Origin of the sequence: Pseudoxanthomonas beigongshangi (assembly GCF_016820515.1) — a bacterium.
Classification (GTDB): domain Bacteria; phylum Pseudomonadota; class Gammaproteobacteria; order Xanthomonadales; family Xanthomonadaceae; genus Pseudoxanthomonas_A; species Pseudoxanthomonas_A beigongshangi.
In genome coordinates this window covers 33,113-58,944 of the sequence record NZ_JADHDV010000018.1, presented here as the reverse complement: position 1 = coordinate 58,944, position 25,832 = coordinate 33,113, and the positions used below count along the sequence as shown (strand labels likewise).

29 protein-coding genes and 1 tRNA gene are annotated in these 25,832 nt (G+C 64.7%); 25 read left to right on the top strand and 5 right to left on the bottom strand.

Features of this window, described 5'->3' with window-relative positions:
- The first annotated feature begins 378 nt into the window (after positions 1-378).
- From yegS to IQ458_RS13900, 8 genes are all read left to right on the top strand, one after another.
- Positions 379-1,311 (top strand): lipid kinase YegS, encoded by a 933-nt coding sequence (gene yegS / locus IQ458_RS13935; protein WP_203323196.1) that lies wholly within the window; start codon positions 379-381, stop codon positions 1,309-1,311.
- 284 nt (positions 1,312-1,595) lie between these two features.
- The gene (trpE, locus tag IQ458_RS13930) at positions 1,596-3,071 is read left to right on the top strand and encodes an anthranilate synthase component I (protein WP_203323195.1); all 1,476 of its coding nucleotides are present in this window, start codon (positions 1,596-1,598) and stop codon (positions 3,069-3,071) included.
- A gap of 34 nt (positions 3,072-3,105) precedes the next feature.
- A complete protein-coding gene (locus IQ458_RS13925; RefSeq protein ID WP_425504693.1) occupies positions 3,106-3,867 on the top strand; it encodes an SIMPL domain-containing protein in 762 nt (253 codons plus the stop codon).
- Between the two features lie 46 nt (positions 3,868-3,913).
- Entirely contained in the window at positions 3,914-4,492 is a 579-nt protein-coding gene (locus IQ458_RS13920; protein ID WP_203323193.1) for an anthranilate synthase component II, read from the top strand.
- Between the two features lie 52 nt (positions 4,493-4,544).
- On the top strand, positions 4,545-5,585 hold the full coding sequence (gene trpD / locus IQ458_RS13915; RefSeq protein WP_203323192.1) for an anthranilate phosphoribosyltransferase: 1,041 nt from the start codon (positions 4,545-4,547) through the stop codon (positions 5,583-5,585).
- A gap of 2 nt (positions 5,586-5,587) precedes the next feature.
- A complete protein-coding gene (locus IQ458_RS13910) occupies positions 5,588-5,929 on the top strand; it encodes an antibiotic biosynthesis monooxygenase family protein (protein WP_183639177.1) in 342 nt (113 codons plus the stop codon).
- A 50-nt stretch (positions 5,930-5,979) separates the two neighbouring features.
- Positions 5,980-6,774 carry an indole-3-glycerol phosphate synthase TrpC gene (gene trpC, locus IQ458_RS13905; protein WP_141455562.1) on the top strand — a complete coding sequence of 265 codons (795 nt, stop codon included), beginning with the start codon at positions 5,980-5,982 and terminating at the stop codon, positions 6,772-6,774.
- Positions 6,771-7,493: an HAD-IB family phosphatase gene (locus IQ458_RS13900; protein ID WP_183639172.1), complete on the top strand. Its 723-nt coding sequence runs from the start codon at positions 6,771-6,773 to the stop codon at positions 7,491-7,493. Before trpC ends, IQ458_RS13900 begins: the two co-directional genes overlap by 4 nt.
- Before the next feature lie 15 nt (positions 7,494-7,508).
- Here IQ458_RS13900 and IQ458_RS13895 read toward each other — a convergent pair whose 3' ends face one another.
- From IQ458_RS13895 to crp, 3 genes are all read right to left on the bottom strand, one after another.
- Positions 7,509-7,883, bottom strand: coding sequence for a TFIIB-type zinc ribbon-containing protein (locus IQ458_RS13895; protein ID WP_183639170.1), 375 nt, complete (start codon positions 7,881-7,883; stop codon positions 7,509-7,511).
- A gap of 67 nt (positions 7,884-7,950) precedes the next feature.
- Positions 7,951-8,700, bottom strand: a complete 750-nt coding sequence (locus tag IQ458_RS13890; protein WP_183639167.1) for a sulfite exporter TauE/SafE family protein — start codon at positions 8,698-8,700, stop codon at positions 7,951-7,953.
- A 105-nt stretch (positions 8,701-8,805) separates the two neighbouring features.
- Positions 8,806-9,492: a cAMP-activated global transcriptional regulator CRP gene (crp, locus tag IQ458_RS13885; protein WP_141455566.1), complete on the bottom strand. Its 687-nt coding sequence runs from the start codon at positions 9,490-9,492 to the stop codon at positions 8,806-8,808.
- 182 nt (positions 9,493-9,674) lie between these two features.
- Here crp and speD point away from each other — a divergent pair, with 182 nt between their 5' ends.
- Together speD and sugE are read left to right on the top strand one after the other, a co-directional pair.
- Positions 9,675-10,469: an adenosylmethionine decarboxylase gene (speD, locus tag IQ458_RS13880; protein ID WP_141455567.1), complete on the top strand. Its 795-nt coding sequence runs from the start codon at positions 9,675-9,677 to the stop codon at positions 10,467-10,469.
- A 181-nt stretch (positions 10,470-10,650) separates the two neighbouring features.
- Positions 10,651-10,971, top strand: a complete 321-nt coding sequence (gene sugE, locus IQ458_RS13875; RefSeq protein WP_183639165.1) for a quaternary ammonium compound efflux SMR transporter SugE — start codon at positions 10,651-10,653, stop codon at positions 10,969-10,971.
- Positions 10,972-11,157: 186 nt separating this feature from the next.
- On the opposite strand, the gene coq7 is transcribed toward sugE, so the two are convergent.
- Positions 11,158-11,802, bottom strand: coding sequence for a 2-polyprenyl-3-methyl-6-methoxy-1,4-benzoquinone monooxygenase (gene coq7 / locus IQ458_RS13870; RefSeq protein ID WP_192197981.1), 645 nt, complete (start codon positions 11,800-11,802; stop codon positions 11,158-11,160).
- A 222-nt stretch (positions 11,803-12,024) separates the two neighbouring features.
- Here coq7 and rplM point away from each other — a divergent pair, with 222 nt between their 5' ends.
- The 6 genes from rplM (at position 12,025) to maiA (ending at position 15,582) form a co-directional block, all read left to right on the top strand.
- Positions 12,025-12,453 (top strand): 50S ribosomal protein L13, encoded by a 429-nt coding sequence (gene rplM, locus IQ458_RS13865; protein ID WP_141455570.1) that lies wholly within the window; start codon positions 12,025-12,027, stop codon positions 12,451-12,453.
- A gap of 2 nt (positions 12,454-12,455) precedes the next feature.
- Positions 12,456-12,848: a 30S ribosomal protein S9 gene (gene rpsI, locus IQ458_RS13860; protein ID WP_141455571.1), complete on the top strand. Its 393-nt coding sequence runs from the start codon at positions 12,456-12,458 to the stop codon at positions 12,846-12,848.
- A gap of 21 nt (positions 12,849-12,869) precedes the next feature.
- Positions 12,870-12,944, top strand: a tRNA-Gln gene (locus IQ458_RS13855).
- A 93-nt stretch (positions 12,945-13,037) separates the two neighbouring features.
- The gene (locus IQ458_RS13850) at positions 13,038-13,775 is read left to right on the top strand and encodes a 2OG-Fe dioxygenase family protein (protein WP_203323191.1); all 738 of its coding nucleotides are present in this window, start codon (positions 13,038-13,040) and stop codon (positions 13,773-13,775) included.
- 58 nt (positions 13,776-13,833) lie between these two features.
- A complete protein-coding gene (locus tag IQ458_RS13845; protein WP_183639159.1) occupies positions 13,834-14,823 on the top strand; it encodes a fumarylacetoacetate hydrolase family protein in 990 nt (329 codons plus the stop codon).
- A gap of 99 nt (positions 14,824-14,922) precedes the next feature.
- The gene (gene maiA / locus IQ458_RS13840) at positions 14,923-15,582 is read left to right on the top strand and encodes a maleylacetoacetate isomerase (protein WP_141455574.1); all 660 of its coding nucleotides are present in this window, start codon (positions 14,923-14,925) and stop codon (positions 15,580-15,582) included.
- 62 nt (positions 15,583-15,644) lie between these two features.
- Here maiA and IQ458_RS13835 read toward each other — a convergent pair whose 3' ends face one another.
- Positions 15,645-16,790 (bottom strand): PilT/PilU family type 4a pilus ATPase, encoded by a 1,146-nt coding sequence (locus IQ458_RS13835; RefSeq protein WP_183639157.1) that lies wholly within the window; start codon positions 16,788-16,790, stop codon positions 15,645-15,647.
- A gap of 96 nt (positions 16,791-16,886) precedes the next feature.
- Between IQ458_RS13835 and IQ458_RS13830 the strand changes: the two genes are divergently transcribed.
- The 9 genes from IQ458_RS13830 to wecC all read left to right on the top strand — a co-directional run bounded on the left by IQ458_RS13830 (position 16,887) and on the right by wecC (position 25,788).
- Complete coding sequence (locus IQ458_RS13830) at positions 16,887-17,282, top strand: DUF4398 domain-containing protein (RefSeq protein WP_203323190.1); 396 nt, start codon at positions 16,887-16,889, stop codon at positions 17,280-17,282.
- A complete protein-coding gene (locus IQ458_RS13825) occupies positions 17,279-18,169 on the top strand; it encodes an OmpA family protein (RefSeq protein WP_203323189.1) in 891 nt (296 codons plus the stop codon). The genes IQ458_RS13830 and IQ458_RS13825 overlap by 4 nt, the downstream gene beginning before the upstream one ends.
- A 356-nt stretch (positions 18,170-18,525) precedes the next feature.
- Positions 18,526-18,744: an HP1242/YdcH family protein gene (locus IQ458_RS13820; protein ID WP_183639152.1), complete on the top strand. Its 219-nt coding sequence runs from the start codon at positions 18,526-18,528 to the stop codon at positions 18,742-18,744.
- A 115-nt stretch (positions 18,745-18,859) separates the two neighbouring features.
- Positions 18,860-20,230 carry a pyridoxal-phosphate dependent enzyme gene (locus IQ458_RS13815; protein WP_183639151.1) on the top strand — a complete coding sequence of 457 codons (1,371 nt, stop codon included), beginning with the start codon at positions 18,860-18,862 and terminating at the stop codon, positions 20,228-20,230.
- Between the two features lie 86 nt (positions 20,231-20,316).
- A complete protein-coding gene (locus IQ458_RS13810) occupies positions 20,317-21,495 on the top strand; it encodes a cystathionine gamma-synthase (RefSeq protein WP_203323188.1) in 1,179 nt (392 codons plus the stop codon).
- Entirely contained in the window at positions 21,492-22,280 is a 789-nt protein-coding gene (locus IQ458_RS13805) for an ABC transporter permease (protein ID WP_203323187.1), read from the top strand. The genes IQ458_RS13810 and IQ458_RS13805 overlap by 4 nt, the downstream gene beginning before the upstream one ends.
- 8 nt (positions 22,281-22,288) lie before the next feature.
- Positions 22,289-23,050 (top strand): ABC transporter ATP-binding protein, encoded by a 762-nt coding sequence (locus IQ458_RS13800; RefSeq protein ID WP_203323186.1) that lies wholly within the window; start codon positions 22,289-22,291, stop codon positions 23,048-23,050.
- Positions 23,051-23,527: 477 nt separating this feature from the next.
- The gene (locus IQ458_RS13795; protein WP_328805186.1) at positions 23,528-24,502 is read left to right on the top strand and encodes a glycosyltransferase; all 975 of its coding nucleotides are present in this window, start codon (positions 23,528-23,530) and stop codon (positions 24,500-24,502) included.
- Complete coding sequence (wecC, locus tag IQ458_RS13790) at positions 24,499-25,788, top strand: UDP-N-acetyl-D-mannosamine dehydrogenase (protein WP_235996854.1); 1,290 nt, start codon at positions 24,499-24,501, stop codon at positions 25,786-25,788. Before IQ458_RS13795 ends, wecC begins: the two co-directional genes overlap by 4 nt.
- The last annotated feature ends 44 nt before the right edge of the window (positions 25,789-25,832 follow it).

The window sequence follows — 25,832 nt, the reverse complement described above, 5'->3', positions numbered from 1 at the left end:
GGCTCCACGTAGACGGTAGAGCGGAGCTTCCGCTGCCCCGGCCGTCAAATCCCGGCCAAGAAGAAAGGCGGTGGCCAATGGCCACCGCCTTTCGGAAAATTGGAGGCTGATCCTGCCTCCGCCCATCGTCCCTGCTATGACTTTCTACGCTACCGGCGCCGGATGACACCCGGATGACAGCCGGGCCTCATCACGGTAGTTCAGGCGGTTGCGCAATGTGCGCCGGGATCGACCCAAGCGGGAACGAAAGCAACGGCACCTGCACGATTGCCCGCGACCGCTGCCGGGCAGGCATTCCGCATCGTCCCGCGCCCACGCGTTAACCTGCCGGTGCGCGTGACCTGCTAGCGTTCGCCATCCCCTTCTTCATCCTCCTTCATGCAGACAGCGCGCTGGCGTCTCATCCTCAATGGCAAAGCGGCGGGCGACGATGCCCTGCGCGCGGCGGTCGCGCACTGGCGCGAACGCGGGATCACGCTGGAAGTGCGGGTGACCTGGGAAGCCGGCGACGCCGAACGCCACGTATCCGAAGCAATCGCCGAAGGCGTGGACGCGCTGGTGGCCGCCGGAGGCGACGGAACCCTGAGCGAGGTGGCGACCGCCCTGGCCCATCGCGAGGAAACCGCCGACGCGCTCCCCACGCTGGCCCTGGTGCCGATGGGCACGGCCAACGACTTCGCCGCCGCCGCCGGCATCCCGCCCGAGCCCGGAGACGCGCTGGGACTGGCGGCCGCCGAACCCGCGGTGCCGATCGATCTGCTGAGGATCGAAACTGGCGACGAGGTCCATTGGTGCGCCAACCTGGCCAGTGGCGGGTTTGGCACGGAAGTGACCGTGGAAACCGATGAAGGCCTGAAGAAAGTGCTGGGCGGGCTGGCCTATCTGGTCACGGGGATTGCCCGCCTCGGCCGCATCGAGCCGATCGTGGCGGAACTGCGCGGCCCGGATTTCGCCTGGGGCGGCGAGTTCATCGCCCTGGGCATCGGCAACGGGCGCCAGGCCGGCGGCGGTCAGGCGCTGTGTCCGGATGCCGTCGCCAACGACGGACAACTCGATCTGACCATCGTGCCGACGCTCAACGGGGAAGTGGGCGCGACCGTGGGAACCCTCCTGACCCAGGGCAAGCGCGAGGCGCTGGAGCGGATCGCCACGCATGCGCGCCTGCCCTGGGTCGAGTTGTCGGCAGCCGAACCCATCACACTCAACCTCGACGGCGAACCGGTGCGTTCACGGCATTTCCGCATCACCTGCGTCCCCGGCCGTCTGCGCATGCACCTGCCACCCGATTGCCCGCTGCTGGCGCACGGCTGACCCAGCGTTCGCTGGATGGCGACGGATTTCGCGCCGGACCATATCCAGCCTCCACCAGAGGACGATTTAAGGTCCGCCTCCCGCCGTCCCAGCGAAAGCCGGGACCCATTTCCACCCAGTGATCCACAGCCCCGAGGACTGGCCCCGCGGCCCGGCCATCGGGTAGAGTAGCCCCGTGTTCAGCCAGACGACCCCGCTTTCCGTTTCTTCCGCACGCCGCTGCTGGCGATGGTGGCCCGTTGCCGTCGTCTGCCATGCCCCCGCGTCCCGGAAGGAAAGCCGTCTTGATTTCGCTCGAGCAGTTCCAGCGCCACGCCGCTGAAGGTCACACCCGCATCCCCGTTGTCCGTGAAGTGCTGTCCGACCTGGACACGCCGCTCTCGGTCTACCTGAAACTCGCCGACGCCCCGCATACCTACCTGTTCGAATCGGTGGAAGGCGGCGAGCGTTTCGGCCGCTATTCGATCATCGGCCTGCCGGCGCGGCGGGTGATCAGCTTCCGCGGGCACACGCTGGAAATCCGCGAACGCGGCGAACTCGTGGAACGCCGCGAAGTGGCCGACCCTTTCGCCGAGGTCGAGTCCCTGCGCGCCGCGCATACCGTGCCGCGACTGGAAGGGCTACCCGGTTTCACCGGCGGGCTCGTGGGCTGGTTCGGTTTCGAGTGCATCGGCTATATCGAGCCGCGCCTGAGCGGCGGCGACAAGCCCGACGAACTCGATACCCCGGACATCCTGTTGATGCTGTCGGAAGAACTTGCGGTGTTCGACAACCTCAAGGGGCGCCTGTACCTGATCGTGCACGCCGATCCGCGCGAGGACGGCGCCTGGGAAGGCGCGCAGGCGCGCCTGGACGCGCTCACCGCCAAGCTGCGCCAGCCCGGCGCGGGCTATCCGGCGCCCATCACCCGCGATGTGCTGGATGAAAGCCACTTCGTCTCCGGCTTCACCCGCGAGGGCTTCATCGCCGCGGTGGAAAAGTCCAAGGACTACATCCGTGCCGGCGACATCTTCCAGGTGGTGCTCTCGCAGCGGCTGAGCGTACCGTTCAGCGCGCGTCCGGTGGACGTGTACCGCGCCCTGCGTGCGCTGAATCCGTCGCCCTACATGTATTTCCTCGATGTGGGCGACGTCCAGGTGGTCGGTTCGTCGCCGGAAATCCTGGTACGCCTGCAGGACGGCGAGGTCACCGTGCGTCCGATCGCCGGCACCCGTCCACGCGGCCGCACCCACGACGAGGACCTGGCGCTGGAAGCCGAGCTGCTGGCCGATCCCAAGGAGCGCGCCGAACACTTGATGCTGATTGACCTCGGCCGCAACGATGCCGGCCGGGTCTCCGAGGCGGGGACCGTGCAGGTGGGCGAGCAGTTCGTCATCGAACGCTACAGCCACGTCATGCATATCGTCAGCGAGGTGACCGGCCGGCTGCTGCCGGGCCTGAGCTATGCCGACGTACTGCGCGCGACCTTCCCGGCCGGCACCGTCAGCGGCGCGCCGAAGATCCGCGCGCTGGAAGTGATCCGCGAACTGGAACCGATCAAGCGCAACGTCTACGCCGGCAGCATCGGCTACATCGGCTGGCACGGCGACGCCGACACCGCCATCGCCATCCGCACCGCGGTGATCAAGGACGGCCGCCTGCACGTGCAGGCCGGCGCCGGCATCGTCTACGACTCGGATCCGGACAAGGAATGGGACGAGACGATGAACAAGGGCCGCGCGCTGTTCCGCGCGGTGGCCGAAGCGGCGAAGGGATTGTGAGAATCCACGGGACGAAGGAGCTGTACCGATGCGAATGATGAATCGATTGTTGTGGGCGATAGTGTTCCTGTCCACCCCGATGCTGGCCGCTGCGCAGATGAATGCCTTGCCGGCCCTACCGCATCTGTTGGTCAAGGGGCAGGGCACGCGCACGGTGGTGCCGGATCGCTTCACTGTTTCCCTGGACCTGCAGGTGACTGACCTGGACACCGACGCCGCCAGGCGGAAGGTGCAGGCCAGCGCCGCCCAGGTCATCGAAGCCTTCAAGCGCAACCAGGTGATCGAAGACTCCCTGCAGGCATCCTCCCTGAGTGTTTCCCCTGACTATGATTGGCGCGACAACAAGCGGGAGTTCAAGGGAAGCCAGGTGCGCCGGAAGGTCCTTGGAACCTTTTCCCGGTTGGAAGATACGCAGGCTTTCCTGGCGCAAATCAAGGCCAGTCCCGAGCTACAGATCGCCAGTCTCGAACCGGGCTACTCCGCAGAGGCCAGCTTGCGCGGGCAGCTCAAACGCGAAGCCGGTGAGCAAACCCGGCATACGGCCGAGCAGCTGGCCAAGGCATACGGTACCCGGATTCGTGGCCTGTACAGCATTTCCGATGTGGCTCCGGATTTTGCCTATGGCGTGCAAGCGGGAACATGGCCCAGCGGTCCCGTGGCGGCCATGGAGCCCAGGCCGGCCGATACCTACCTGCCGCCGGCCCCCGCGGCACCGCCGCTGCAGGCGGAAAGCCTCGCGGCCGGCACCCTCACCTTCACCGAAAACGTGTACGCGATCTTCCTGATCGCACCCTAGCCCCCCGCATTCCTCTTTCCATCGAAATGAAAGAGGGGAGTTCCGCATGCTCCTGATGATCGACAACTACGACAGCTTCACCTACAACCTCGTGCAGTACCTGCAGTCGCTGGGCGCCGAGGTGAAGGTGGTGCGCAACGATGCGCTGACGGTGGACGAAATCGTGCGGCTCGCGCCGGAACGCATCGTCATTTCGCCCGGTCCGTGCACGCCCAACGAGGCCGGTGTCTCGCTGGACGTGATTGAATCGCTGGGACGGAATACGCCGATCCTCGGCGTGTGCCTGGGCCACCAGGGCATCGGCCAGGCCTACGGCGGCAAGGTGATCCGTGCCGGCCAGATCATGCACGGCAAGACCTCGCGCATCCGTCACGAGGGTCGGGGCGTGTTCGCCGGTTTGCCGGATGCCTACGAGGCCACCCGCTACCACTCGCTGGTGGTCGAGCGCGGCTCGCTGCCGGACGCGCTGGAGATCACCGCCTGGACCGAGAACGAGGACGGCTCGTTCGAGGAGATCATGGGACTGCGTCACCGGGAGTTCCCGGTGGAAGGCGTGCAGTTCCACCCCGAGTCCATCCTGACCGAGCATGGCCACGCCCTGCTCAAGAATTTCCTTGAACGATAGCGCCACCGGTCGGCCGCCCCACGCCGCCAACCAGCCACGCGGGAATCACACCATGCCCCTTACCCCCCAGGAAGCGCTGCAACGGACCATCGAGCACCGCGAGATCTTCCACGACGAGATGGTCGACCTGATGCGCCAGATCATGCGCGGCGACGTGTCGCCGACGATGACCTCGGCCATCCTCACCGGCCTGCGGGTCAAGAAGGAAACCGTCGGCGAGATCGCCGGCGCCGCCACGGTGATGCGCGAGTTCTCGCGGCCGGTGCCGATTGCCGACACCCGCCATCTGGTCGATATCGTCGGCACCGGCGGCGACGGCTCGCACACCTTCAACATCTCCACCTGTTCGATGTTCGTGGCCGCGGCGGCCGGCGCCAAGGTCGCCAAGCACGGCAACCGCAGCGTGTCCTCCAAGTCCGGCAGCGCCGACGTGCTGGAAGCGCTGGGCGCGGCGATCGAACTGCAACCGGAACAGGTGGCGAGTTCCATCGAACAGGCCGGCATCGGCTTCATGTTCGCGCCGGTACATCATCCGGCGATGAAGGTGGTCGCCCCGGTCCGCCGCGAAATGGGCGTGCGCACGATTTTCAACATCCTCGGTCCGCTGACCAATCCGGCCGGTGCGCCCAACATCCTGATGGGCGTGTTCCATCCCGACCTGGTCGGCATCCAGGCGCGGGTGATGCAAGAACTGGGCGCCGAACGCGCGCTGGTGGTGTGGGGCCGGGACGGCATGGACGAACTGTCGCTGGGCGCGGCCACCCTGGTCGGCGAACTGCGCGACGGCGTGGTGCGCGAGTACGAAGTGCATCCGGAGGATTTCGGCATCGCCATGTCCGCCAGCCGCAACCTGCGCGTGGCCGATGCCGCCGAGTCGAAGGCGATCCTGCTGGGCGTGCTGGACAACAAGCCCGGACCGGCACGCGATATCGTCGCGCTCAATGCCGGGGCGGCGCTGTACGTGGCCGGCGTGGCCGACAGCATCGAGGACGGCATCGTCCGCGCACGTGAAGCCATCACCGACGGTCGCGCGGCCGCGCGGCTGCAATCCTTCGTCGAGACCACCCGGCGCCTGGCCGGGGAAGGGAAGTAGACATGGCAGGCAACGGTTTCGCCCAGCTCCCCAAGCCGCCGTACTACGCGGTGATCTTTTCCTCTCAACGCAACGGCCAGGATGATCCGGGCTATGGCGCGATGGCCCAGCGGATGGTCGAACTGGCCGTGCAGCAGCCAGGCTTCCTGGGCATCGAGTCGACCCGGGGGGCTGACGGCTTCGGCATCACCGTGGCGTACTGGGACAGCGAGGACGCGATCCGCGCCTGGCGGCAGCACGCCGAGCACACCGCGGCGCGGGAGCAGGGCCGGCGCGACTGGTACGATCACTTCGAACTGCGCGTGGCCAAGGTGGAACGCGCCTACGGCTGGGATCGCGGCTAGGACTTCCCGCGCCGCCGCACCACCGAAGACTGGACATTGATCGGAACCCCATGAGCGACATCCTCAACACCATCCTCGCCCGCAAGACCGGGGAAATCGCCGAGCGCAGCGCCCGCGTGCCGCTGGCCGAACTGGTCGCGCGTGCCGCCGACGTGCCCGACACGCGCGGCTTCGCCGATGCGCTCAACGCGATGATCGCGCAGGGCGACCCGGCGGTGATTGCGGAGGTGAAGAAGGCCAGTCCGTCCAAGGGCGTGATCCGGCCCGACTTCCGCCCGGCCGACATCGCGGTGAGCTACGAGTTCGGCGGCGCGGCCTGCCTGTCGGTGCTGACCGACGTGGATTTCTTCCAGGGCGCCGACGACTACCTGCGGCAGGCACGCGAGGCCTGCACGCTGCCGGTCCTGCGCAAGGACTTCACCATCGATCCTTACCAGGTATACGAAGCGCGCGTGCTGGGGGCCGACTGCATCCTGCTGATCGTCGCCGCGCTGGATGACAACCAACTGGTCGATCTGTCCGGCCTGGCGATGCAGCTGGACATGGACGTGCTGGTGGAAGTGCACGATATCGACGAGCTGGAGCGTGCCCTGCAGGTGCCGGTGCCGCTGGTAGGCATCAACAACCGCAACCTGCGCACCTTCGAAGTCTCGCTGGAGACCACGTTGGCGATGAAGGACGCGGTGCCGCGCGACCGGCTGCTGGTGACCGAGAGCGGCATCCTGGTACCGGACGATGTGGCACGGATGCGCGCGGCCGGGGTCAACGCGTTCCTGGTCGGCGAGACCTTCATGCGCGCGGACGAACCGGGCGAGGCGTTGCGTCAGCTATTCTTCGCGTCATGAGCGATCTTTCCTACCCGAAGCCGCGTCCCGAGGCGCCGCTGGTGGTGTTCGATTTCGACCATACCCTGTACGCCGGCGATTCCGGCGGCCATCTGGTGACCTGGCTGATCAGGCGCAACCCGCTGCGTGCCGCCGTGGCGATCCTCGCCTCGGTGGTGCTGGGCCCGATGGTGGCCTTCCTGCCAACCCGCCGGCATGGCATTTCCGGCTACATCTGGATCGGTACCTTTGGCCTGCATGGGCGCCGAAGCTTCGACTCATTGATCGATCGCTACGTCGCCACCCATCGCGAGGAAGTGCGGCAGCGACTGCTGCCGGTGGCGCTGGAGGTATTCCGCCAGCATCGCGCGTCCGGTGACCGGGTGGTGGTGGCCACCGGCGCACCACCGGAACTGGCGCGGGCGATCCTCAGCTTCGTCGCCCACGAGGACGTGCCGGTGATCGGCACCGCGGTGGGGCCGCGCCTGGGCGCGGTGGTCGCGACCCGTCATTGCCACAACGAGGAAAAGATGCGGATGTTGCGCGAACGCGGCTATGGCGAAGTCGCCGTGGCCTATTCGGACAGCAGCGCCGATCTGCCGCTGCTCAAGGCCGCGCGCGCCCCGGTGGTGGTCAACCCGAAACCCGGCCGGATCGAAATGTTCCGGCGGGTATTGCCGGCCGGCACGCCGATCCTCAACTGGGGCTGCCGTGATCGCGGTGGCGAGCCGGTGTCCTGACGGAACGGGCGAAACTTACAGTCGCTCGGGAGCGTTCCAATCCCTGATCAGGTCCATCAGGTCGTGATGGACGAAATCCTGGTACTCGCCGGCGTCATAGAACCGCCCGTAGCAGTTCTTGCAGCTCTCGAACCAGATGTGCGGCTGCTGCGGATCGACCATGCGCACCAGATCCCAGTGGCCGATGCAGACGGGGCACTGGATGCGGTCGACGTCGTTGCATTTTTCGCCCTGCGCCGGATCTCCGGTATCGATCTCGTCCACGCGCTCCTTCAGGAGTTCATGGGTACGCATGTCGAACCACAATCCCTTGCAGTGCGTGCAGCGGTGCACGTCGGCCTCGGGCAGGTTCAGTCGCTCCATCGCGTGGTGGCACTTGGGGCATTGCATGGCGGGGCGGCTCGCGGCGGGAAACGTGGCGGATACGTTAGCGGGCGCGGCCCGGCTTGCCCAGCGCTCAGAACAGCCAGGCCGCGCCGATGTGGTACAGGCTGATGCACAGGACCAGCACGCCCACCACGGTCAGCACGACGCGCTCCGGCACATGGCGCACCAGATAGGCCGCCAGCGGTGCGGCGAGCACGCCGCCGATCAGCAGGCCCAGCACGATTTCCAGGTGCTGCAGGCCGATGGTCAGGAAGAAGGTCAGCGAAACGGCGAGGGTGATGACGAACTCGGCCGCGTTGACCGTGCCGATGGTGGTGCGCGCCTTGCCGCCGCCGGCAAGCAGGGTCGAGGTCGCCAACGGGCCCCAGCCGCCGCCGCCGCTGGCATCCAGCAGTCCGGCGAAAAAGCCCAGCACGGGCACCCGCTGGATCTGCTTTTTCGGCATGAAGCGGCCGAACGAGCGCAACAGGATCAGGATCGACAGCAACAGCAGGTACAGGTAGACGAAGGGACGGATGGCCTCGCCGGGCAGCCGGGTGAGCACGTAGGCGCCAATCACCCCGCCGAGCGCGCCGGACAGGGTCAGGCGCCAGAACAGGCGCTTGTCGATGTTGCGGAAATAGGCATGCGAGGCGCCCGAGACGCCCGTGGTGAAGACCTCGGCCGTGTGGACGCTCGCGCTCACCGCCGCCGGCGGCAGGCCCATGCCCAGCAGGATCGACGAGGAGACCAGCCCGAAGGCCATGCCCAGCGCGCCATCCACCAGTTGCGCGCCCAGGCCGATGAGGATGAACCAGTAGAACTCGCTTCCAAACGCCATCCAGCGCTTCCCGTGGGGCAGGAATGCCCGGTTTGCGCGGTCAGGATAACCGGAGGCGGGGAGGCCGGGTCCATCTGGACCCGGCGGAGCAATCAATGTGACCCGTCAGCGCGTGCCGTACAGCACCACGGTCTTGCCGCGCGCGTGCAGCGTGCCGTCGGCCTGCAGCTTCTTCAGCACGCGGCCAGCCATCTCGCGGGAGCAGCCCACCAGACGGGCCAGTTCCTGGCGCGACACGCGCAGCTGGGTACCCTGCGGATGGCTCATCGCCTCCGGCTCGCGGGCCAGATCGTGCAGGGTGCGCACGATGCGGTCGGTGACGTCCAGGAAGGCCAGCCGGCTGGCTTTCCTGCTGGTATCCAGCAACCGGCGCGAAAGCTGCGCGCCGATGGCGTAGAGCAGCTTGGGCGCATCCGCCGACAGCGAGCCCAGGAACAACTGGTGCAGGCGCTCGTAGCTGATCTCGGCCAGTTCGCACTGGGTCCGGGTCCGCAGGATGACTTCCCGCCGGTCGGACTCGATGAACAGGCCCATCTCGCCGACGAACTCGCCGCCGCCGAAATAGCCGAGCACCAACTCGCGGTCGTCATCTTCTTCCGTGATGATGCTCACGGAACCGCTGACCACATAGTAGAGTGTGCCGGCGGGATCCCCCGGGCGGAACACATCGGCCCGAGCGGGATAGCGCCGGCGATGGCTGTGGGCGAGGAAACGCTCGATCGTGGCTGCATCCGGCGTCAGTGGGCTGGCGGCGGTGCGAGCGGGGGCGGAAAGAGGCAGGCCAGGGCTCATGATGGTCGGGGCGGTGAATTCAGGAAGCTTAGTCCCAATACGCCCCGGACGGCAAACCCGGGCCATGCAAGCGCCGGGCCAAACCCGCGTCGGCCGGCCGTCGGCCCCGGACATTTCGTTGTCACGTCGTTTGCCCCATAATTCCGCCCCTTCCCCATTACCCCCAAAGAGGGACCGCTGCCGTGGTAAAACCACTGCCTCGCCTCAGGCTGCAAGGTTTCAACAACCTCACCAAGGCGCTGAGCTTCAACATCTATGACGTGTGCTACGCCGTATCCGAAGACGAGCGCCAGCGCTACATCGAATACATCGACGAAGAGTACAACGCCGATCGCCTCACCCAGATCCTGACGGATGTGGCGGAGATCATCGGTGCCAACATCCTCAACGTGGCCCGCCAGGACTACGACCCGCAGGGTGCGTCGGTGACGATCCTGATCTCCGAAGAACCGGTGATCGACAAGAAGCAGGCAGGCAAGGAGATCATCTCCGACGCGGTGGTGGCGCACATGGACAAGAGCCACATCACCGTGCACACCTATCCGGAGACCCATCCGCAGCACGGCATCGCCACGTTCCGCGCCGACATCGACGTCGCCACCTGCGGCGTGATTTCGCCGCTGAAGGCGCTGAACTACCTGATCGAGAGTCTGGAGTCCGACATTGTCATCATGGACTACCGGGTGCGTGGCTTCACCCGCGACGTGAAGGGCAAGAAGCACTACATCGATCACAAGATCAACTCGATCCAGAACTTCCTGGCGAACAACATCAAGTCGCGCTACGAGATGTTCGACGTCAACGTCTACCAGGAAAACATCTTCCACACGAAGATGCACCTGAAGGACTTCGACCTGGATCAGTACCTGTTCGAAGAGAAGGCCAAGAACCTGTCGTTCAAGGAACGGATGAAGATCGAGGCGCTGCTCAAGCGTGAGATCGAGGAACTGTTCCACGGGCGCAACCTGTCCGAGTAATCGGCGGGCCTGCGCCGGTTACATCCGGTTCGGGCGCGCGGGTTCACACTGGCGCGCAAATCAGGCGGGACGACCCGCCCGCGGCCCGCAGGCCGCGAAAGCAGGACCGACGGCGGTCCGGAGCGAGAGTTCCGGGCCGCTTTTTCGTTGGCGGCCCGGGTACAACCTGGAGGAAAGACGTATGGCGTGGGTATATCTGGTGCTGGCCGGCCTGCTGGAAGTGGTATGGGCGATGGGCCTGAAGTATTCGGAAGGTTTCAGCCGGCTGTGGCCGAGCCTGATCACGGTGGTCGCGATGGTGGCCAGCTTCTGGCTGCTGGCGACGGCGCTCAAGCAGATCCCGCTCGGTACCGGTTACGCGATCTGGGTGGGCATCGGCGCCGTGGGCACCGCCCTGCTCGGCATGCTGGTGCTGAAGGAGCCGGCCACGGTGGCGCGGCTGGTCTGCATCGGCCTGATCATCGCCGGCATCGCCGGGCTCAAGCTCACCTCGAACGGGTAAGTGGCCCCGGGCGCCATCGCCGTTTCCGGCTGGCGCATGGCGATGCGCCGTGGTCCCGGGCAAGGCCGGGACCCATTTGCCGTGACTCCGATCGGGACGGACGTGCCGGCGGATCCTGTCGCTTCAGGAAAGGGCAAGAAGCGGGGGGCGGGGCGGTGGGGCCGTAAAGATGGCTTTCCGGACCAGCTACAGGCGGTAGGCGACCGTCTTCATGAACCGCGAGGCGGCGGCCATCAGGGTGGGAATCGGCGGTGGCAACACCCGCGCGCCGGCCTGTTCGGCGTGCTCGGCGTGGCGGGCCTCGTCGGCCTTCATCACCTTGAGGATCTCGCGGCTGCGCAGATCCGCCTCCGGCAGGGTTTCCAGATGCTCGTCCAGGTGCGCTTCGACCTGGTGTTCGGTTTCCACCACGAAACCCAGGCTCCAGCCGTCGCCGCGCAGGCCCGCGAGCGCGCCCAGGGCGTAGCTGCCGCCGTACCAGAGCGGATTGAACAGGCTCGGCCGGCTGTCCAGCTCGCGCAGGCGGTCGGCGCACCAGGCCAGGTGGTCGGTCTCCTCCTGGGCGGCTTCCAGCAGGTGGGCCTTCGTCGCATCGTCGCGTGCGACGGCCGCCTGGCCGAAGTACAGGCCCTGCGCGCAGACCTCGCCGACATGGTTGATCCGCATCAGTCCGGCCGCGTGGCGGCGCTCGCCGGCGTCCAGTTCGACCTCCGGGGTGTCCCCGGCCGGGTTCGGGCGCTGCGCGGCCGGGCTGCCGAACACGGTTTCCAGGGCGCGCTGGGTCTCGATCAGGAACTGGTCCAGCGGGGTGTGCAGGCGGAGCGGACGCATGGGACGGGCAGTGGCGAGTGGGGTGGACGGATTCTCGCCCCCGACGCTTCCCCTGCCAACCCGGCGAGCGCCGCCGCCCGGATTCCGCCAGGGGGCCGACTTGCACGCCGCTCGACCGACCAGTACAATCCCGCTTCTTTCGCTCCACCCTTCACATCGCGTGGCAAAGTTCCGTCGGCGCCCGCCGGCGCAATCCGCCCGACCCACACCTAGAGTTCCGTCATGAAGACCTTCACCGCCAAGTCCGAGACCGTCCAGCGCGACTGGTATCTCGTCGACGCCACCGGCAAGACGCTCGGCCGTCTGTCCACCGAACTGGCCCGCCGCCTGCGTGGCAAGCACAAGCCCGTCTACACCCCGCACGTCGATACCGGCGATTACCTCGTCGTGATCAACGCCGAGAAGATCGCGGTGACCGGCAACAAGCTGGCGGACAAGAAGTACCACCGCTTCACCGGCTACATCGGCAACCTGAAGACGGAAACCCTGGCGCAGGCGCTGGAACGTCATCCGGAGCGAGTGATCGAGACCGCCGTGAAGGGCATGCTGCCGAAGGGCCCGCTGGGCCGCGACATGTACCGCAAGCTCAAGGTCTACGCCGGCCCGAATCATCCGCACGCCGCTCAGCAGCCGCAGGTCCTGGACATCTAATCATGGCTATCACTCAGAACTACGGCACCGGCCGTCGCAAGTCTTCCACCGCCCGCGTGTTCCTGCGCAAGGGCACCGGCAACATCACCGTCAATGGCCGTCCGCTGGACGAGTTCTTTGGCCGTGAGACCGCGCGCATGATCGTGCGCCAGCCGCTGGAACTGACCAAGAACACCGAGAATTTCGACATCGTCGCCACCGCTTCCGGCGGCGGTACCACCGGCCAGGCCGGCGCCATCCGCCTGGGCATCGCCCGCGCGCTGGTGGAGTATGACGAAACCCTGAAGACCGAGCTGCGCAAGGCCGGCTTCGTGACCCGCGACGCCCGCGAGGTCGAGCGCAAGAAGGTCGGTCTGCACAAAGCACGTCGTGCAACCCAGTTCTCGAAGCGCTAAACTACGCTCCACACGTTTTACAGCCCCGTCGCCAAGCGGTAAGGCACCTGACTCTGACTCAGGCATTCGGTGGTTCGAATCCATCCGGGGCTGCCAATTCGAAGACCGGTCACTCTGGCCTCGCCAGGGAACCGGAATCCAGCAAAAGCCCGCCTCGTGCGGGTTTTTGCTTTTGCCGAGGACCATGTGATGGTCGCGACGTTCCTGCCGCCCTTCATTCCCGCCGCGCAACTGCTGCCGCAGATGCGCCAGCGCGGCTATGCCGTGCTCGAGCCGGCCGCCGTCGGCGAACTGTGCGGCTTTCCGGTCCCCGCCCTGGACGTGTTCAAGCCGGACTGGGACCACCTGGCGGTCGATGAGTATCTGAAGGACGGCGGACGCTATCGGCGACGGCGGCATTCCTGTTTCGTCGTCGAGGGCGATGAGTTGGGCCAGGCGCCACATCGCGCGCATTGGCAGTCGCTGGACTACAACGCGCTGCACGGTGGCATGCGCCGCTGGTTCGAGCCGATGCGGCCGGAAACCGCTGGCCATCCGCTGTGGCGGCATCTGCTCATGGCGCTGGGCCGGGTCTGCTCCGAGCTGAAAGGCGCGCGTGCCTGGTATGTCGAAGCCCACCAGTTCCGCATCGACACCACCGACGGCATCGGCCGCCCCACGCCCGAGGGCGCCCATCGCGACGGCGTGGATTTCGTGGCGGTGATGCTGGTGGATCGGGTCGGCATCAAGGGCGGCGAAACCCGGGTGTTCGAGGCGGCTGGCCCGGACGGGCAGCGCTTCACACTGGAAGCGCCCTGGTCACTGATGTTCCTGGATGATGCCCGGGTGATCCACGAATCCACCCCCATCCAGCCCGTTGAAGGGCAGGCGGGTCACCGCGATACGCTGGTACTGACTTTCCGCGCGGATGGCTTCCAGGGCGACTGACAGCGTGGCGCGCGGGTAGTTACAATTGAAACCATAATCAGCAGAGGTCCGCAGAGCGATGAAACTGGGTTCTTTGAAGGAAGGCGGCCGCGACGGCACGCTGGTGGTGGTGTCCCGTGACCTGGCCCGCGCCGTGCGCGCGACCGGCATCGCCGCGACCCTGCAGCAGGCGCTGGAAGACTGGTCCAATGTCGCGCCGCGCCTCAATGCCCTGTCCGAGTCACTCAACCATGGCGACGCCGACGGGGTGTTCGATCTGGATCACAAGGCGCTGGCCGCGCCGCTGCCGCGTGCGTACGAATTCGTCGACGGCAGCGCCTACCTGCCGCATGTCGAGCGGGTGCGGCGTGCCCGCAACGCCGAAGTGCCGGAAAGCTTCTACACCGACCCGCTGATGTACCAGGCCACCAGCGCCGGCTTCCACGGCCCGCGCGATCCGGTCCGGGTGGTCAGCGAGGACTACGGCATCGATCTGGAGGCGGAAATCCTCGTGGTCACCGACGACGTGCCGATGGCCGTCACTCCCGAGCAGGCGGCAGGACACATCCAGCTGATCGGCCTGGTCAACGATGTATCGCTGCGCAACCTGATTCCGCCGGAACTGGCCAAGGGCTTCGGCTTCCTGCAGTCCAAGCCGCGTTCGGCGCTGTCGCCGGTGTTCGTCACGCCCGACGAACTCGGTGACGTGTGGCGCGGCAACAAGGTGCACCTCCCGCTGCTGACCCATATCAACGGCGAATGGTTCGGCGCGCCGGAGGCCGGCGTGGACATGCAGTTCGACTTCGCCCAACTGGTTGCCCATGCCGCCAAGACCCGCCCGCTCTCGGCCGGCACCCTGGTGGGTTCGGGCACGATCGCCAACGAGGACGTCTCCAAGGGCGCGTCCTGCTTCGCCGAGCGACGCACGGTGGAGACCCTGCGGGACGGCAAGCCGAGCACGCCGTTCATGAAGTTCGGTGACGTGGTTCGCATTGAAATGCTGAATAGTGACGGCGATTCCATTTTTGGCGCAATCGAGCAGCGCATCGAGCCCCAGTCCTTGCCTTGAGCCGGCCGGAGAGCGCAAATGGACCAGACTGTCGCGTAGGGGGGCTCATGGGCGTTCGGCAACAGGGAAGGCAAAACAAAACGGAACGGAGTTTCCGCCATGGGTGAGCAACTGAAGCTCTATTCGTACTGGCGTTCCAGCGCGGCCTACCGCGTGCGCATCGGCCTGAACCTCAAGGGCCTGGCTTACGAGACGATTCCGGTCCATCTGGTCCGCGAAGGGGGGCAGCAGCATCATCCCGATTACGTCGCCAAGAATCCGCAGCACCTGGTACCCACCTTGCTGCACGGGACCCGGGTGATCCGGCAGTCGCTGGCGATCCTCGAATACCTCGACGAGGCCTGGCCGTCCCCGCGACTGCTGCCAATGACCGCGCGCGACCGGGCGCGGGTGCGCGCGCTCGCGCAGATGGTCACCAGCGACATCCATCCGCTCAACAACCTGCGCGTGCTCCAGTACTTCGAGAACACCTGGCATGTCCCGCATTCCGAGCGCGACGACTGGATCAAGCATTGGATCCTTGAAGGGTTTTCCGCGATGGAGACGCTGCTGTCAGGGGATGCGGCGACCGGCGCCTATTGCCATGGGCAGACGCCGGGCATGGCCGATTGCTGCCTGATCCCGCAGATCTTCAATGCCCGCCGGTTCGGCGTGGACATGGAGGCGTTCCCGACGCTGGTCAGGATCGAACAGGCCTGCCTCGCGCTACCGGCCTTTGACCTGGCGCGCCCGGAAAAGCAGCCCGACGCACAGCCCTGAGGCGGCCGCGTATCGGTGTGGTGGAGCCAGAGCGTAGCGGAGCAAGCTCCGCTCTACGTCTGTCAGCCGAAGCCGTGGGTGATGCGCGGGGACGAGGTGCCCGGATTGGAATTCTCGTAGTCCGCGTAGGGATCGTGCTCGCCCTGGCTACCCTCCGAGAGGCGGAACTTCAACGCCAGGCCATCGCGCGAATCCGCGGCGCGCAGCGCCTCCTCCTGCTCGATCTCGCCGTCCTTCGCCATACGGAACAGGCACTGGTCGAAGGTCTCCATGCCTTCCTCCAGCGATTCCTCCATCGCCTGCTTGATCTCGTGGACCTGGCCGCGGCGCAGCAGGTCGCGGATCATCGGCGTGTTGATCAGCACTTCCGCGGCCGGCAGGCGGCGCCCGTCCACGCCCTTGACCAGGCGTTGCGACACCACCGCGCGCAGGTTCAGCGCCAGGTTCATCAGCACGTTCTTGTGCGCGCTCTCCGGGAAGAAATTGAGGATGCGCTCGATGGTCTGGTCGGCGTTGTTGGAGTGCAGGGTCGCCAGGCACAGGTGACCGGTTTCGGCGAAGGCGATGGCCGCCTCCATGGTGGTGGCGTCGAGGATCTCGCCGATGAGGATCACGTCCGGCGCCTCGCGCATCGCGTTCTTCAGCGCATTGTGGAAGGCATGGGTATCCAGGCCGACCTCGCGCTGGTTGACGATCGATTGCTTGTGCTTGTGCAGGTACTCGATGGGATCCTCGATGGTGAGGATGTGCCCGGTGGTGTTGCTGTTGCGGTGGTCGATCATCGACGCCAGCGTGGTCGATTTGCCCGAGCCGGTGGAACCCACGATCAGGACCAGCCCGCGCGGGGTCATGATGATGTCCTTGAGCACCGGCGGCAGGTGCAGGTCCTCGATGGACGGGATCACGCTGCGGATGGCGCGGATCACCATGCCGACCTCGCCGCGCTGCTTGAACACGTTGACGCGGAAACGCCCCGCATCCTGCAGGGCGATGGCCATGTTCAGTTCCAGCTCGCGCTCGAACACGGGCACCTGGCCCTCGTCCATCAGCGAGTAGGCAATCTTCTTGACCATGCCGGGCGGCAGGCCGGTATTGCCCAGCGGATAAAGCTTTCCCTCAATCTTGATATAGACCGGCGCCCCGGTGGTCAGGAACATGTCCGAGGCGTTTTTCTCGGTCATCAGCTTCAGGAAATAGCCGATGTCCATGTGCGAGCATCCCCATTTGTGGCGGCCCACCGTTGCAACGGGGGCGCAGGCTTCCGACAATGGCCGCGCGATCCCCTGATACGTCACGGCACCCAGATGATTCGTAGCTTCGCACAAATCCGCTTGCCCCTGTATGTGATGGTGGCCGCACTCACGGTCGCCGGCGGGTCGGCATTCCCGATCCGGGCCCAGACCGCGACCACGCCGGAACTGGAAACGGCGCGCCAGGCCGTGGAGCGCGCGGATCAGGCCGACGCCGATCAGTACGCCCCGGACCGCATGGCCATCGCGCGCCAGTTGCTCGCCCAGGCCCAGGCCGCGCAGAGCAGCCGCGACAAGAAGGTGGCCCTGGACCTGGCCATCCGTGCGGCGGCCGATGCCGACGTGGCGCGCGCGCTGAGCCTGGAGGCGGTGGCGAACGCCGACCTGCAGCAGCGACGCGCCGAAATCGCGGATCTCCAGCGCAAGCTCGGCATGGAGGGCGGCCAATGAACCGCAATCTCGGTCGCGCGGGCCTGCTGGTCCTGCTGCTGTCGCTGCCGGCCGGCGCATTGCTGGCAGGGGACAATCCCGTCGTCATCCAACTCGGCCAGCGCCTGGCGGCATTGCGCGCCAATCCCGAATACGCTGAATTGGCGGCCTTCGAACGCCTGCAGGCCCAGCAGGCCATCAGTGAACTGGCCGAAGCGCGGCGCAGTGTCCGCGAGCGGGCCCAGTACGTCGCCGAGCGGCGGGTGGAAATCGCCGAGATCGCCACCCGCACCCAGGCCGCGCAGCGCGAAGTCGGACGCCTCGATCGCACCCGCAGCGAGCTGCTGGTGGAAGCCAGCCGGCGCGAGGCCGAACGCGCCCGGCAGGAAGTCGAGCGGATGCGCATCCAGGCGCAGATCCAGGCCGAGGAAGCCGAGCGCCTGCGCCAGGCCGCCGAAGCCGAAACCCTGGCCCGCCAGGACGCCGAGCTGGCGCTGACCAGCGTGGCCGGGCAGCAGAGCGCCAAGCTCAGTGCCGCCCGGCAGAAGGAAGCGCGGCTGGCCCGCGAGGAGGCCGAACTGGTGTCCGGGACCAAGCTGCCGGCTTCGAAGTTCGAGGCGCGCGGCGAAGTCTTCACCCTGCCGGCGAGCGCGTTCGCCGGCGGCTCGGCCAAGCTGTCGGAGGCGGGCCAATCCAGCGCGTCCGCGTTGGCCGCCTACCTGCAGGCCAGTCCCAAGGCCAAGGCCCGGATCGAGGGTTTCGGCGACAAGCAGACCCCCGGCCAGCGCCGCGCCGACGCCTTGCGCGATGCCCTGGTCGCGGCGGGCGTGTCCAAGGGGCGGATCCAGGCCGCCGGCAAGGGCAATGGTTCCAGCAGCAAGGCGGCGGAGATCGTGGTCACGCAGTAGTTTTGTTTTTAAAAACAAAGACCTGCACGAAAAACGGGGCGTTCCGGACGAACAGTCTGAACGCCTCGTTTGCCGTTCTTGCCTTGTCGGATCAAGGACTTGTGAAGGGGCTTGTCGGGTCCGGGGACGAGGAGTAGGGTCATATACCCAAGCGACCCCCGTCGCTTGGCTCACCGGAGAGTCGAGCCGATGACGTTGTTCAAAGCCCCAGAGGAGAACGCCCCCGACGGCCAGGTCCGTGCGGGTGTTCCCGGTGGAGGCGCCCGCCATCCCGCTTCGACGTTCCGCTCCCAAGCCAACGCCCCGAGCCTGCCCAGGCCGGGGCGTTCGTTTTTCCGCTGAAGGAGGTACTCCCCATGTTCGAAGGTCAACCGCAGACTGAAATCGACGCACTGATCAAGGCCGACCCGGAATTCAAGCAGCTGTACCAGCGCCATCGCGAACTGGACAAGAAGGTCACCGATGCCGAGCTGGGCGTGCTGCCCATCGACGACAATCTGCTGGGACAGATGAAGCGCGAGAAGCTCGCGACCAAGGAACGGCTGATCCGCATCTACGACGCGAAGCCGCACTGACCCACGACCCGCTCCATCGTCGCGGGCGGCGGCGGCCTCCTCGTCGGCCGTCGCCGCCCGCGTCACTCGATGCGATAATCCGGGCTCCATCACGATCCGTGAGCGCGAGTCCGCAATGGCGATTCAATCTTCCGTTCTCCAGCTGATCGGCAACACGCCGATGATCAAGGCCCAGCGCCTGGACACCGGCGTCTGCGAGCTGTTCCTCAAGCTGGAAAGCGCCAACCCCGGCGGGTCCATCAAGGATCGCATCGGCCTTTCGATGATCGAGGCCGCCGAAAAGCGCGGCGATCTGAAGCCCGGCGCCACCCTGGTCGAAGGCACCGCCGGCAACACCGGCATCGGCCTGGCGCTGGTCGCCCAGCAGAAGGGCTACAAGCTGATCCTCGTCGTTCCGGACAAGATGAGCCGGGAAAAAATCTTCAATCTCAAGGCGATGGGCGCGGAAGTCGTGCTGACCCGCTCGGACGTGGCCAAGGGCCATCCGGAGTACTACCAGGACCTGGCCGCCCGTATCGCCAGCGAGACGCCGGGCGCCTACTTCATCAACCAGTTCGGCAATCCCGACAATCCGGCCGCGCACGAATTCGGCACCGGCCCGGAAATCCTGGCCCAGATGGACGGGAAGCTGGACGCGCTCGTGTTCGGCTGCGGCAGTTCCGGCACCATGACCGGCCTGTCGCGCGCGTTCGCCAAGGATGCCCCGGGCGTGGAGATGGTGCTGGCCGACCCGGTCGGTTCCATCCTGACCCAGTACATCAACGAAGGCACCCTCAGCGAGAAGTCCGGTACCTGGCTGGTGGAAGGCATCGGCGAGGATTTCCTGCCGCAGATTTCCGATTTCAGCCGGGTGAAGAAGGCCTATTCGATCAGCGATAAGGAGAGCTTCCTGACCGCGCGCGAGCTGCTGGCGAAGGAGGGCATCCTCGGCGGCTCCTCCACCGGCACCCTGCTGGCCGCGGCCCTGAAATACTGCCGCGAGCAGACCACGCCCAAGCGCGTCGTGGTGCTGGTGCCGGACACCGGCAACAAGTACCTGTCCAAGATGTACAACGACTACTGGATGCTGGACAACGGCTTCATCGAACGCCCCCAGTACGGCGACCTGCGCGACCTGATCCTGCGCCCCTACAGCCAGCGGGACACCGTGGTGGTCAGCCCCACCGACCTGCTCACCACCGCCTACCAGCGGATGAAGCTGTATGACGTGTCCCAGCTGCCGGTCATGGAAGGCGACAAACTGGTGGGCATCGTCGATGAAAGCGACGTGCTGCTGCACGTCTACGGCGACGAGGCCCGGTTCCGCGACCCTGTGTCCACCGCCATGGTCAGCAAGCTGGATCGCCTGGACGTCCGTTCCCCCATCGAGGCCCTGCTGCCGGTGTTCGACCGCGGCCAGGTCGCCATCATCACCGATGGCGACGCCTTCCTGGGCCTGATTACCCGGATCGATTTGCTGAACTACCTGAGGCGCCGGGCGCAGTAACCGCCCGGGGTCCCGGAACCGCGTGAAAAGGACGGTACGTTAAGCCGCGACTGCTAGAATTCGCGGTCGGTTTGAAAGGAACAACTATGTCGGACTCCAAGCCCAATGGCGGGGGAGAAGCCTCCTACGCCCTCGGCACGCTGGCCATCCATGGCGGACAGGCTCCCGATCCGAGCACCGGGGCGGTCATGCCCCCGATCTACGCCACCTCGACCTACGCCCAGGCCAGCCCGGGCGTGCACCAGGGCTTCGAGTACTCACGGACCCACAATCCCACCCGGTTCGCTTACGAGCGCTGCGTGGCCGCGCTTGAAGGCGGTACCCGCGGTTTCGCTTTCGCCTCCGGCATGGCCGCCACCTCCACGGTGCTGGAACTGTTGGACAGCGGCAGCCATGTGATCGCCATGGACGATATCTATGGCGGCAGCTATCGGTTGTTCGAGCGCGTGCGCAAGCGCAGCGCAGGACTGGAATTCAGTTTCGTCGACCTGACTGATCCCGCCGCGTTCGAAGCGGCGGTTCGCCCGAACACCCGGATGGTCTGGATCGAAACCCCGACCAACCCGATGCTCAAGATCGTCGACATCCAGGCGATCGCCGAGGCCGCCCGCAAGCACGGCCTGATCGTGGTCGTGGACAACACCTTCGCCTCGCCGATCCTGCAACGTCCGTTGCAACTCGGCGCGCACATCGTCATGCATTCTGCCACCAAGTATCTCAATGGCCACTCGGACATGGTCGGTGGCATCGCCGTGGTTGGAGACGACAACGCGCTCGCCGAGCAGATGGCGTTCCTGCAGAACTCCATCGGCGCGGTACAGGGACCGTTCGACAGCTTCCTGGCACTGCGTGGCCTGAAGACCCTGCATCTGCGCATGAAGGCGCATTGCGAGAATGCCATGGCGCTGGCCGAATGGCTGCAAGGCCAGGTTGCGATTGAACGGGTCATCTATCCTGGTCTCAAGGACCATCCGCATCACGGTCTTGCCTCGCGCCAAATGCAGGGCTACGGCGGAATCATTTCCATCGTGATGAAAGGCGGTTTCGAGGCCGCGCGCAGACTGTGTGAGAACAGTGGCTTGTTTACCTTGGCCGAATCGCTTGGTGGCGTCGAAAGTCTCGTCAACCATCCGGCAGTGATGACACATGCTTCGATTCCTCCAGATCGTCGGAATACGCTGGGCATCTCGGATGGACTTGTCCGGTTGAGTGTCGGGATCGAGGCCGTTGATGACCTGAGGAACAGCCTGGAGGTGGGACTTTGAGTTCGCTTGTCAGGGATGTGCTTGGCAGCCTGCGGGAGCCCGAATTCTGGGCCTATTCCACCTGGCTGGATATCGTGACCAAATATCGGCGTTCGCGATTGGGTCTCGTCTGGCTGCTGATTCCGCCCCTGATCTACGTCCTTGGAGTGGGCTATTACTTCGCCAAGCTGCAAGGCCTGTCGCCCCTCGAATTCATTCCCCATCTGGGCGTGGGCTATCTGCTGTTCCGGTTTCTGATGACGATAATCACTGAATCATCATTGGTCCTGCCCGCGAACTCCAGTTTCATACTGGATGGACACGCACGACTGACGGATTTCGTTTTCAGGGTGGTGGCCAAGGGACTCTTTTACCTCTCCGTGGCGGCGCCGGTTTTGATCGTTGCCCTTTTGGTGTCCCCGCGACTGGAACTGTGGGGCCTGGCGATTTCGCTGCCGGCTCTTGTCGTATTGATTCTGAACGCGATGTGGATGGGTATTGCCATCGCACTGTTGGGCGCGAGGTTCCCCGACATCCATGAGCTGATGACCAGCGTTTTCATTTTTGGCTTCATCCTCACCCCGATTCTCTGGAGTGCGAGCGCGGCCCCGCCTGGTACCGTGCATGGAGTCTTCATGCGAATCAACCCGCTGTATCACCTGATTGAGCTAGTCAGGGCGCCCCTGCTTGGCGAGTCGCTGGAAACGACGACCTTGTTTTATGTTGCAGGTTTGACGATCGTCGGACTGGCGATGACCGCCTATCTATATCGCCGCTACGCGCGTTTCGTTCCGCTGTGGATGTGAGGGTTCCGATGGCTTTTCTTGCTGCCCGTCATGTTTCGCTGGAACTTCCCGTCTTCCGTCAGAAGGACAGCTCCCCCGGGTCCTGGCTGTCGATGCTGGTCCGAGCCGCGTTCGAACCACCGAAAAGAGAGTTCAGGACCATACTCGATGACATCAACTTCGAGGCGAACGAAGGGGATCGCATCGGAATAGTGGGGCGCAACGGAGCGGGCAAATCGACCCTCCTGCGCATCCTGGCAGGCGCGTATCAGCCAACCCGGGGTTGGCTGGACATGACCGGAAGTCGACAGGCGTTGTTGAACATTTCGCTTGGCTTCAACAATGAAGCAACGCTCAAGGAGAACATCTATCTGCGGGGAACCGCGATGGGAATGCGTACCTCCCAGTTGATGGATCTTGTGGTGCCAGTACTTGAGTTTGCCGAGCTTGCCGAAAAGGCCAATGACCGGCTCAAGACCCTATCGTCCGGACAGCGGATGCGATTAGGTTTTGCCATCGCCACGGCGGTTCAGCACGACATCATGGTAATGGACGAATGGATCGGCGCGGGTGATGCCGCGTTCATCACGAAAGCAAAGGACCGGATGCTGGGCCGAGTGGATGGCGCGAAGGTGGTCATCCTTGCGAGCCACAACTTCCAGCTCATGAAAGAGGTTTGCAACAAGGGGCTTCTACTTGAGCGGGGGAAAATCCAATACTTTGGTGACATACGGCCCGCCCTGCGGGAGTACGAGAAGATCCTGCATGCCAAGGTAGAGGCCTCTTCCTGATTTCTGCCTATGCGATTTCTTCTTGTCGCCTACGATTTTCCACCGATTCCTTCCCCACAGTCGCTCCGATGGGCTTATCTGGCCAACGAACTGGCTGAGGCGGGACACGAAGTCCACGTGCTCGCCCCCGATGTTGAAGGATATGGCGGGGGAGGGGGATTGCCGGTGCCACATGCCGACGTGCACGTGCACCGGGTATGGCCGGGTCCATTTTCGGCCTGGCGGACGTGGCGGATGCGTCGCCGCCAGGCCCTGAATCGAAGCAGTGCCGATGGCGCATGCACCGACCCGGGGACGACGTCAGACCCGGTGACGTTACAGCCTGTCGTGCTCAACTGGAAAGGCAAGTTGAGGCGCTCCATGGAGGCGGCCCTTCGAATCGGTCCCGGACTGGCGGGATGGGCGGGGCGCTGCGGGCTGGACCTGCGGGTGGGGGGCAGCCTCGCGGACTTGCCAAGGGTCCTTGCGGAGCTTTGGATGTACCCTGACATCCGGGCCGAATGGTGGCCATGGGCCCGCTGGAAGTTGTTGCGGTTGCTCGCAAGATTCCAGCCGGATTTCGTAGTGACATCGCACGAACCCGCGAATTCCCTTCCGCTCGGCATCCTCGCCAAGCGTCGGGGGTATCGCTGGATTGCTGATCTGGGGGATCCCGTACTTTCTCCGTACACACCCATACGATGGAGAGAGCATGCCGAGTCGCTTGAGAGGATGGTATGCGAGCGCGCGGATCTGATCACCCTCACTGCCGCAGGGGCAAGGGATGTCCTTGTCCAGAGACATGGGGTTTCTCCAGAAAAATTCTTGGTAGCGACCCAGGGGTACGCCGGAGTTCAAGCGGCGCCGTCTGGATGCAAGGTGGTCGTCTTCGACAGGAACAGGCTTGAGTTGTTCTATGCTGGAAGTTTCTACAGTTTCCGCAAGCCAGATGAGCTTATCTCCGCAGTAGTGCGTGCGAATGGAACAAGATTGAGCGTGGCTAGTATCAATCCCCCTATGGAATTGTTGGAAGCTGCGCGCAAGTACCCGGACTCAATACGTTTATTGGGTTTCGTTCCGCATGCGGCGGCGATCCAGGCGCAGCGCGAGTGCGATCTGCTGGTAAATCTCGCGAATGCCGATCCAATTCAAGTTCCGGGTAAACTGTTCGAATATCTTGGGGCAGGCCGGCCAATCCTCCACATAGGAGGCTCCGAAGAGGACGAGTCCGGGAAAATCGTTATGCAAACAGGTTCCGGTTGGAGCCTTCCCAACAGGCGGGAGGCCATTTTGGATTTCCTCGGCAACTACGAGCGAGAAGAGGGAGCGGAACTGATGGCTATGCGGGACAAAATGAAAATTGACGAGTTTTCCTGGAAATCTGTCGCACACAGGCTGCTTGCCCAGTTGCAGTGCATTTACGCAGTGGCGTCGCGTGCCGAAGACCCCCAGCAATATATGCGCGGGGCATGAAAATGGATAACAAAGGAAATAACGGTATGAGCGCGAACAATGGGGAACTCGGTGTAATCTCCGTTATTGGCCTTGGATACATTGGCTTGCCGACCGCTGCAATGTTTGCTTCGGCAGGTCACTCGGTCATCGGAATCGATGTCTCACAACGGGCCGTCGACGCCGTGAATGCGGGCTCACCCCACATTGAGGAAACGGGACTGTCCGAACTGGTCCACCGCTGTGTAACCAGCGGCAGGCTGCGTGCGACAGGAGTTCCCGAAGCCGCTGACAGTTTCATCATCGCCGTGCCCACGCCGGTTGATCACGACAGCCACGTACCGGATACGTCATATGTGGAAGCCGCCGCCCGTTCCATCGGACCGGTGTTGAAGAAGGGTGACCTCATCGTTCTGGAATCCACGTCACCTGTGGGCACCACACGCCTGGTTGCACAACTGCTAGCGGAGATGCGTCCAGACCTGAGCTTTCCGCTTGATGGGCAAGCGTCACCTGATGTACATCTCGCCTATTGCCCGGAACGAATCATCCCCGGGCGGATGCTTGTCGAACTGGTCGAGAACGACAGGATCATCGGCGGGATGACCGCTGCATGCACAAAAAAGGCAACCACGCTCTACTCGAGTTTCGTCAAGGGGGACTGCCTACCTAGTGACGACAGAACCGCAGAACTCTGCAAATTGACCGAAAATTCCTTCCGCGACGTCAACATCGCATTTGCCAACGAACTGTCGATGATCTGCGGACGGCTGGGGCTGGATGTGTGGAAGGTCATTCAATTGGCCAACCATCACCCTCGGGTCAATATATTGAATCCAGGTCCCGGAGTGGGCGGACACTGCATCGCGGTCGATCCCTGGTTCATCGTTGCCGGTGCACCCGAACAATCGCGCATCATCCGTACTGCGCGTGAAGTGAATGATGCGAAGCCCGCATATGTGGTTCAGCAGGTTGTTGAGGCCATGCAGGATCGTCCTGGTGGCAGGATCGTATGCCTGGGCTTGACTTACAAGGCGGATGTCGATGATTTCAGAGAAAGTCCGGCGCTGACCATTGCAAGGGACCTGTCTGAACGCTTCCCCGGCCAGGTGATCGGCGTCGACCCCTATATCGACGCGCTCGCACACTCCGGAGAGCCGGTAGGAGATCTGATCCTCGGCAAAGTCGACGATGCTCTGACAGGTGCCGATCTCGCGGTGATGTTGGTGCCGCATACGACCTTCCGTGGGCTACGCCCAGGAAAGAACGCGATTACTATTGACCCGGTCGGTTTCTGGCGCGCCTGAGCGATGGTGGGAGGGCATATGTCGAAACAGGCCGGTCGGGGAAA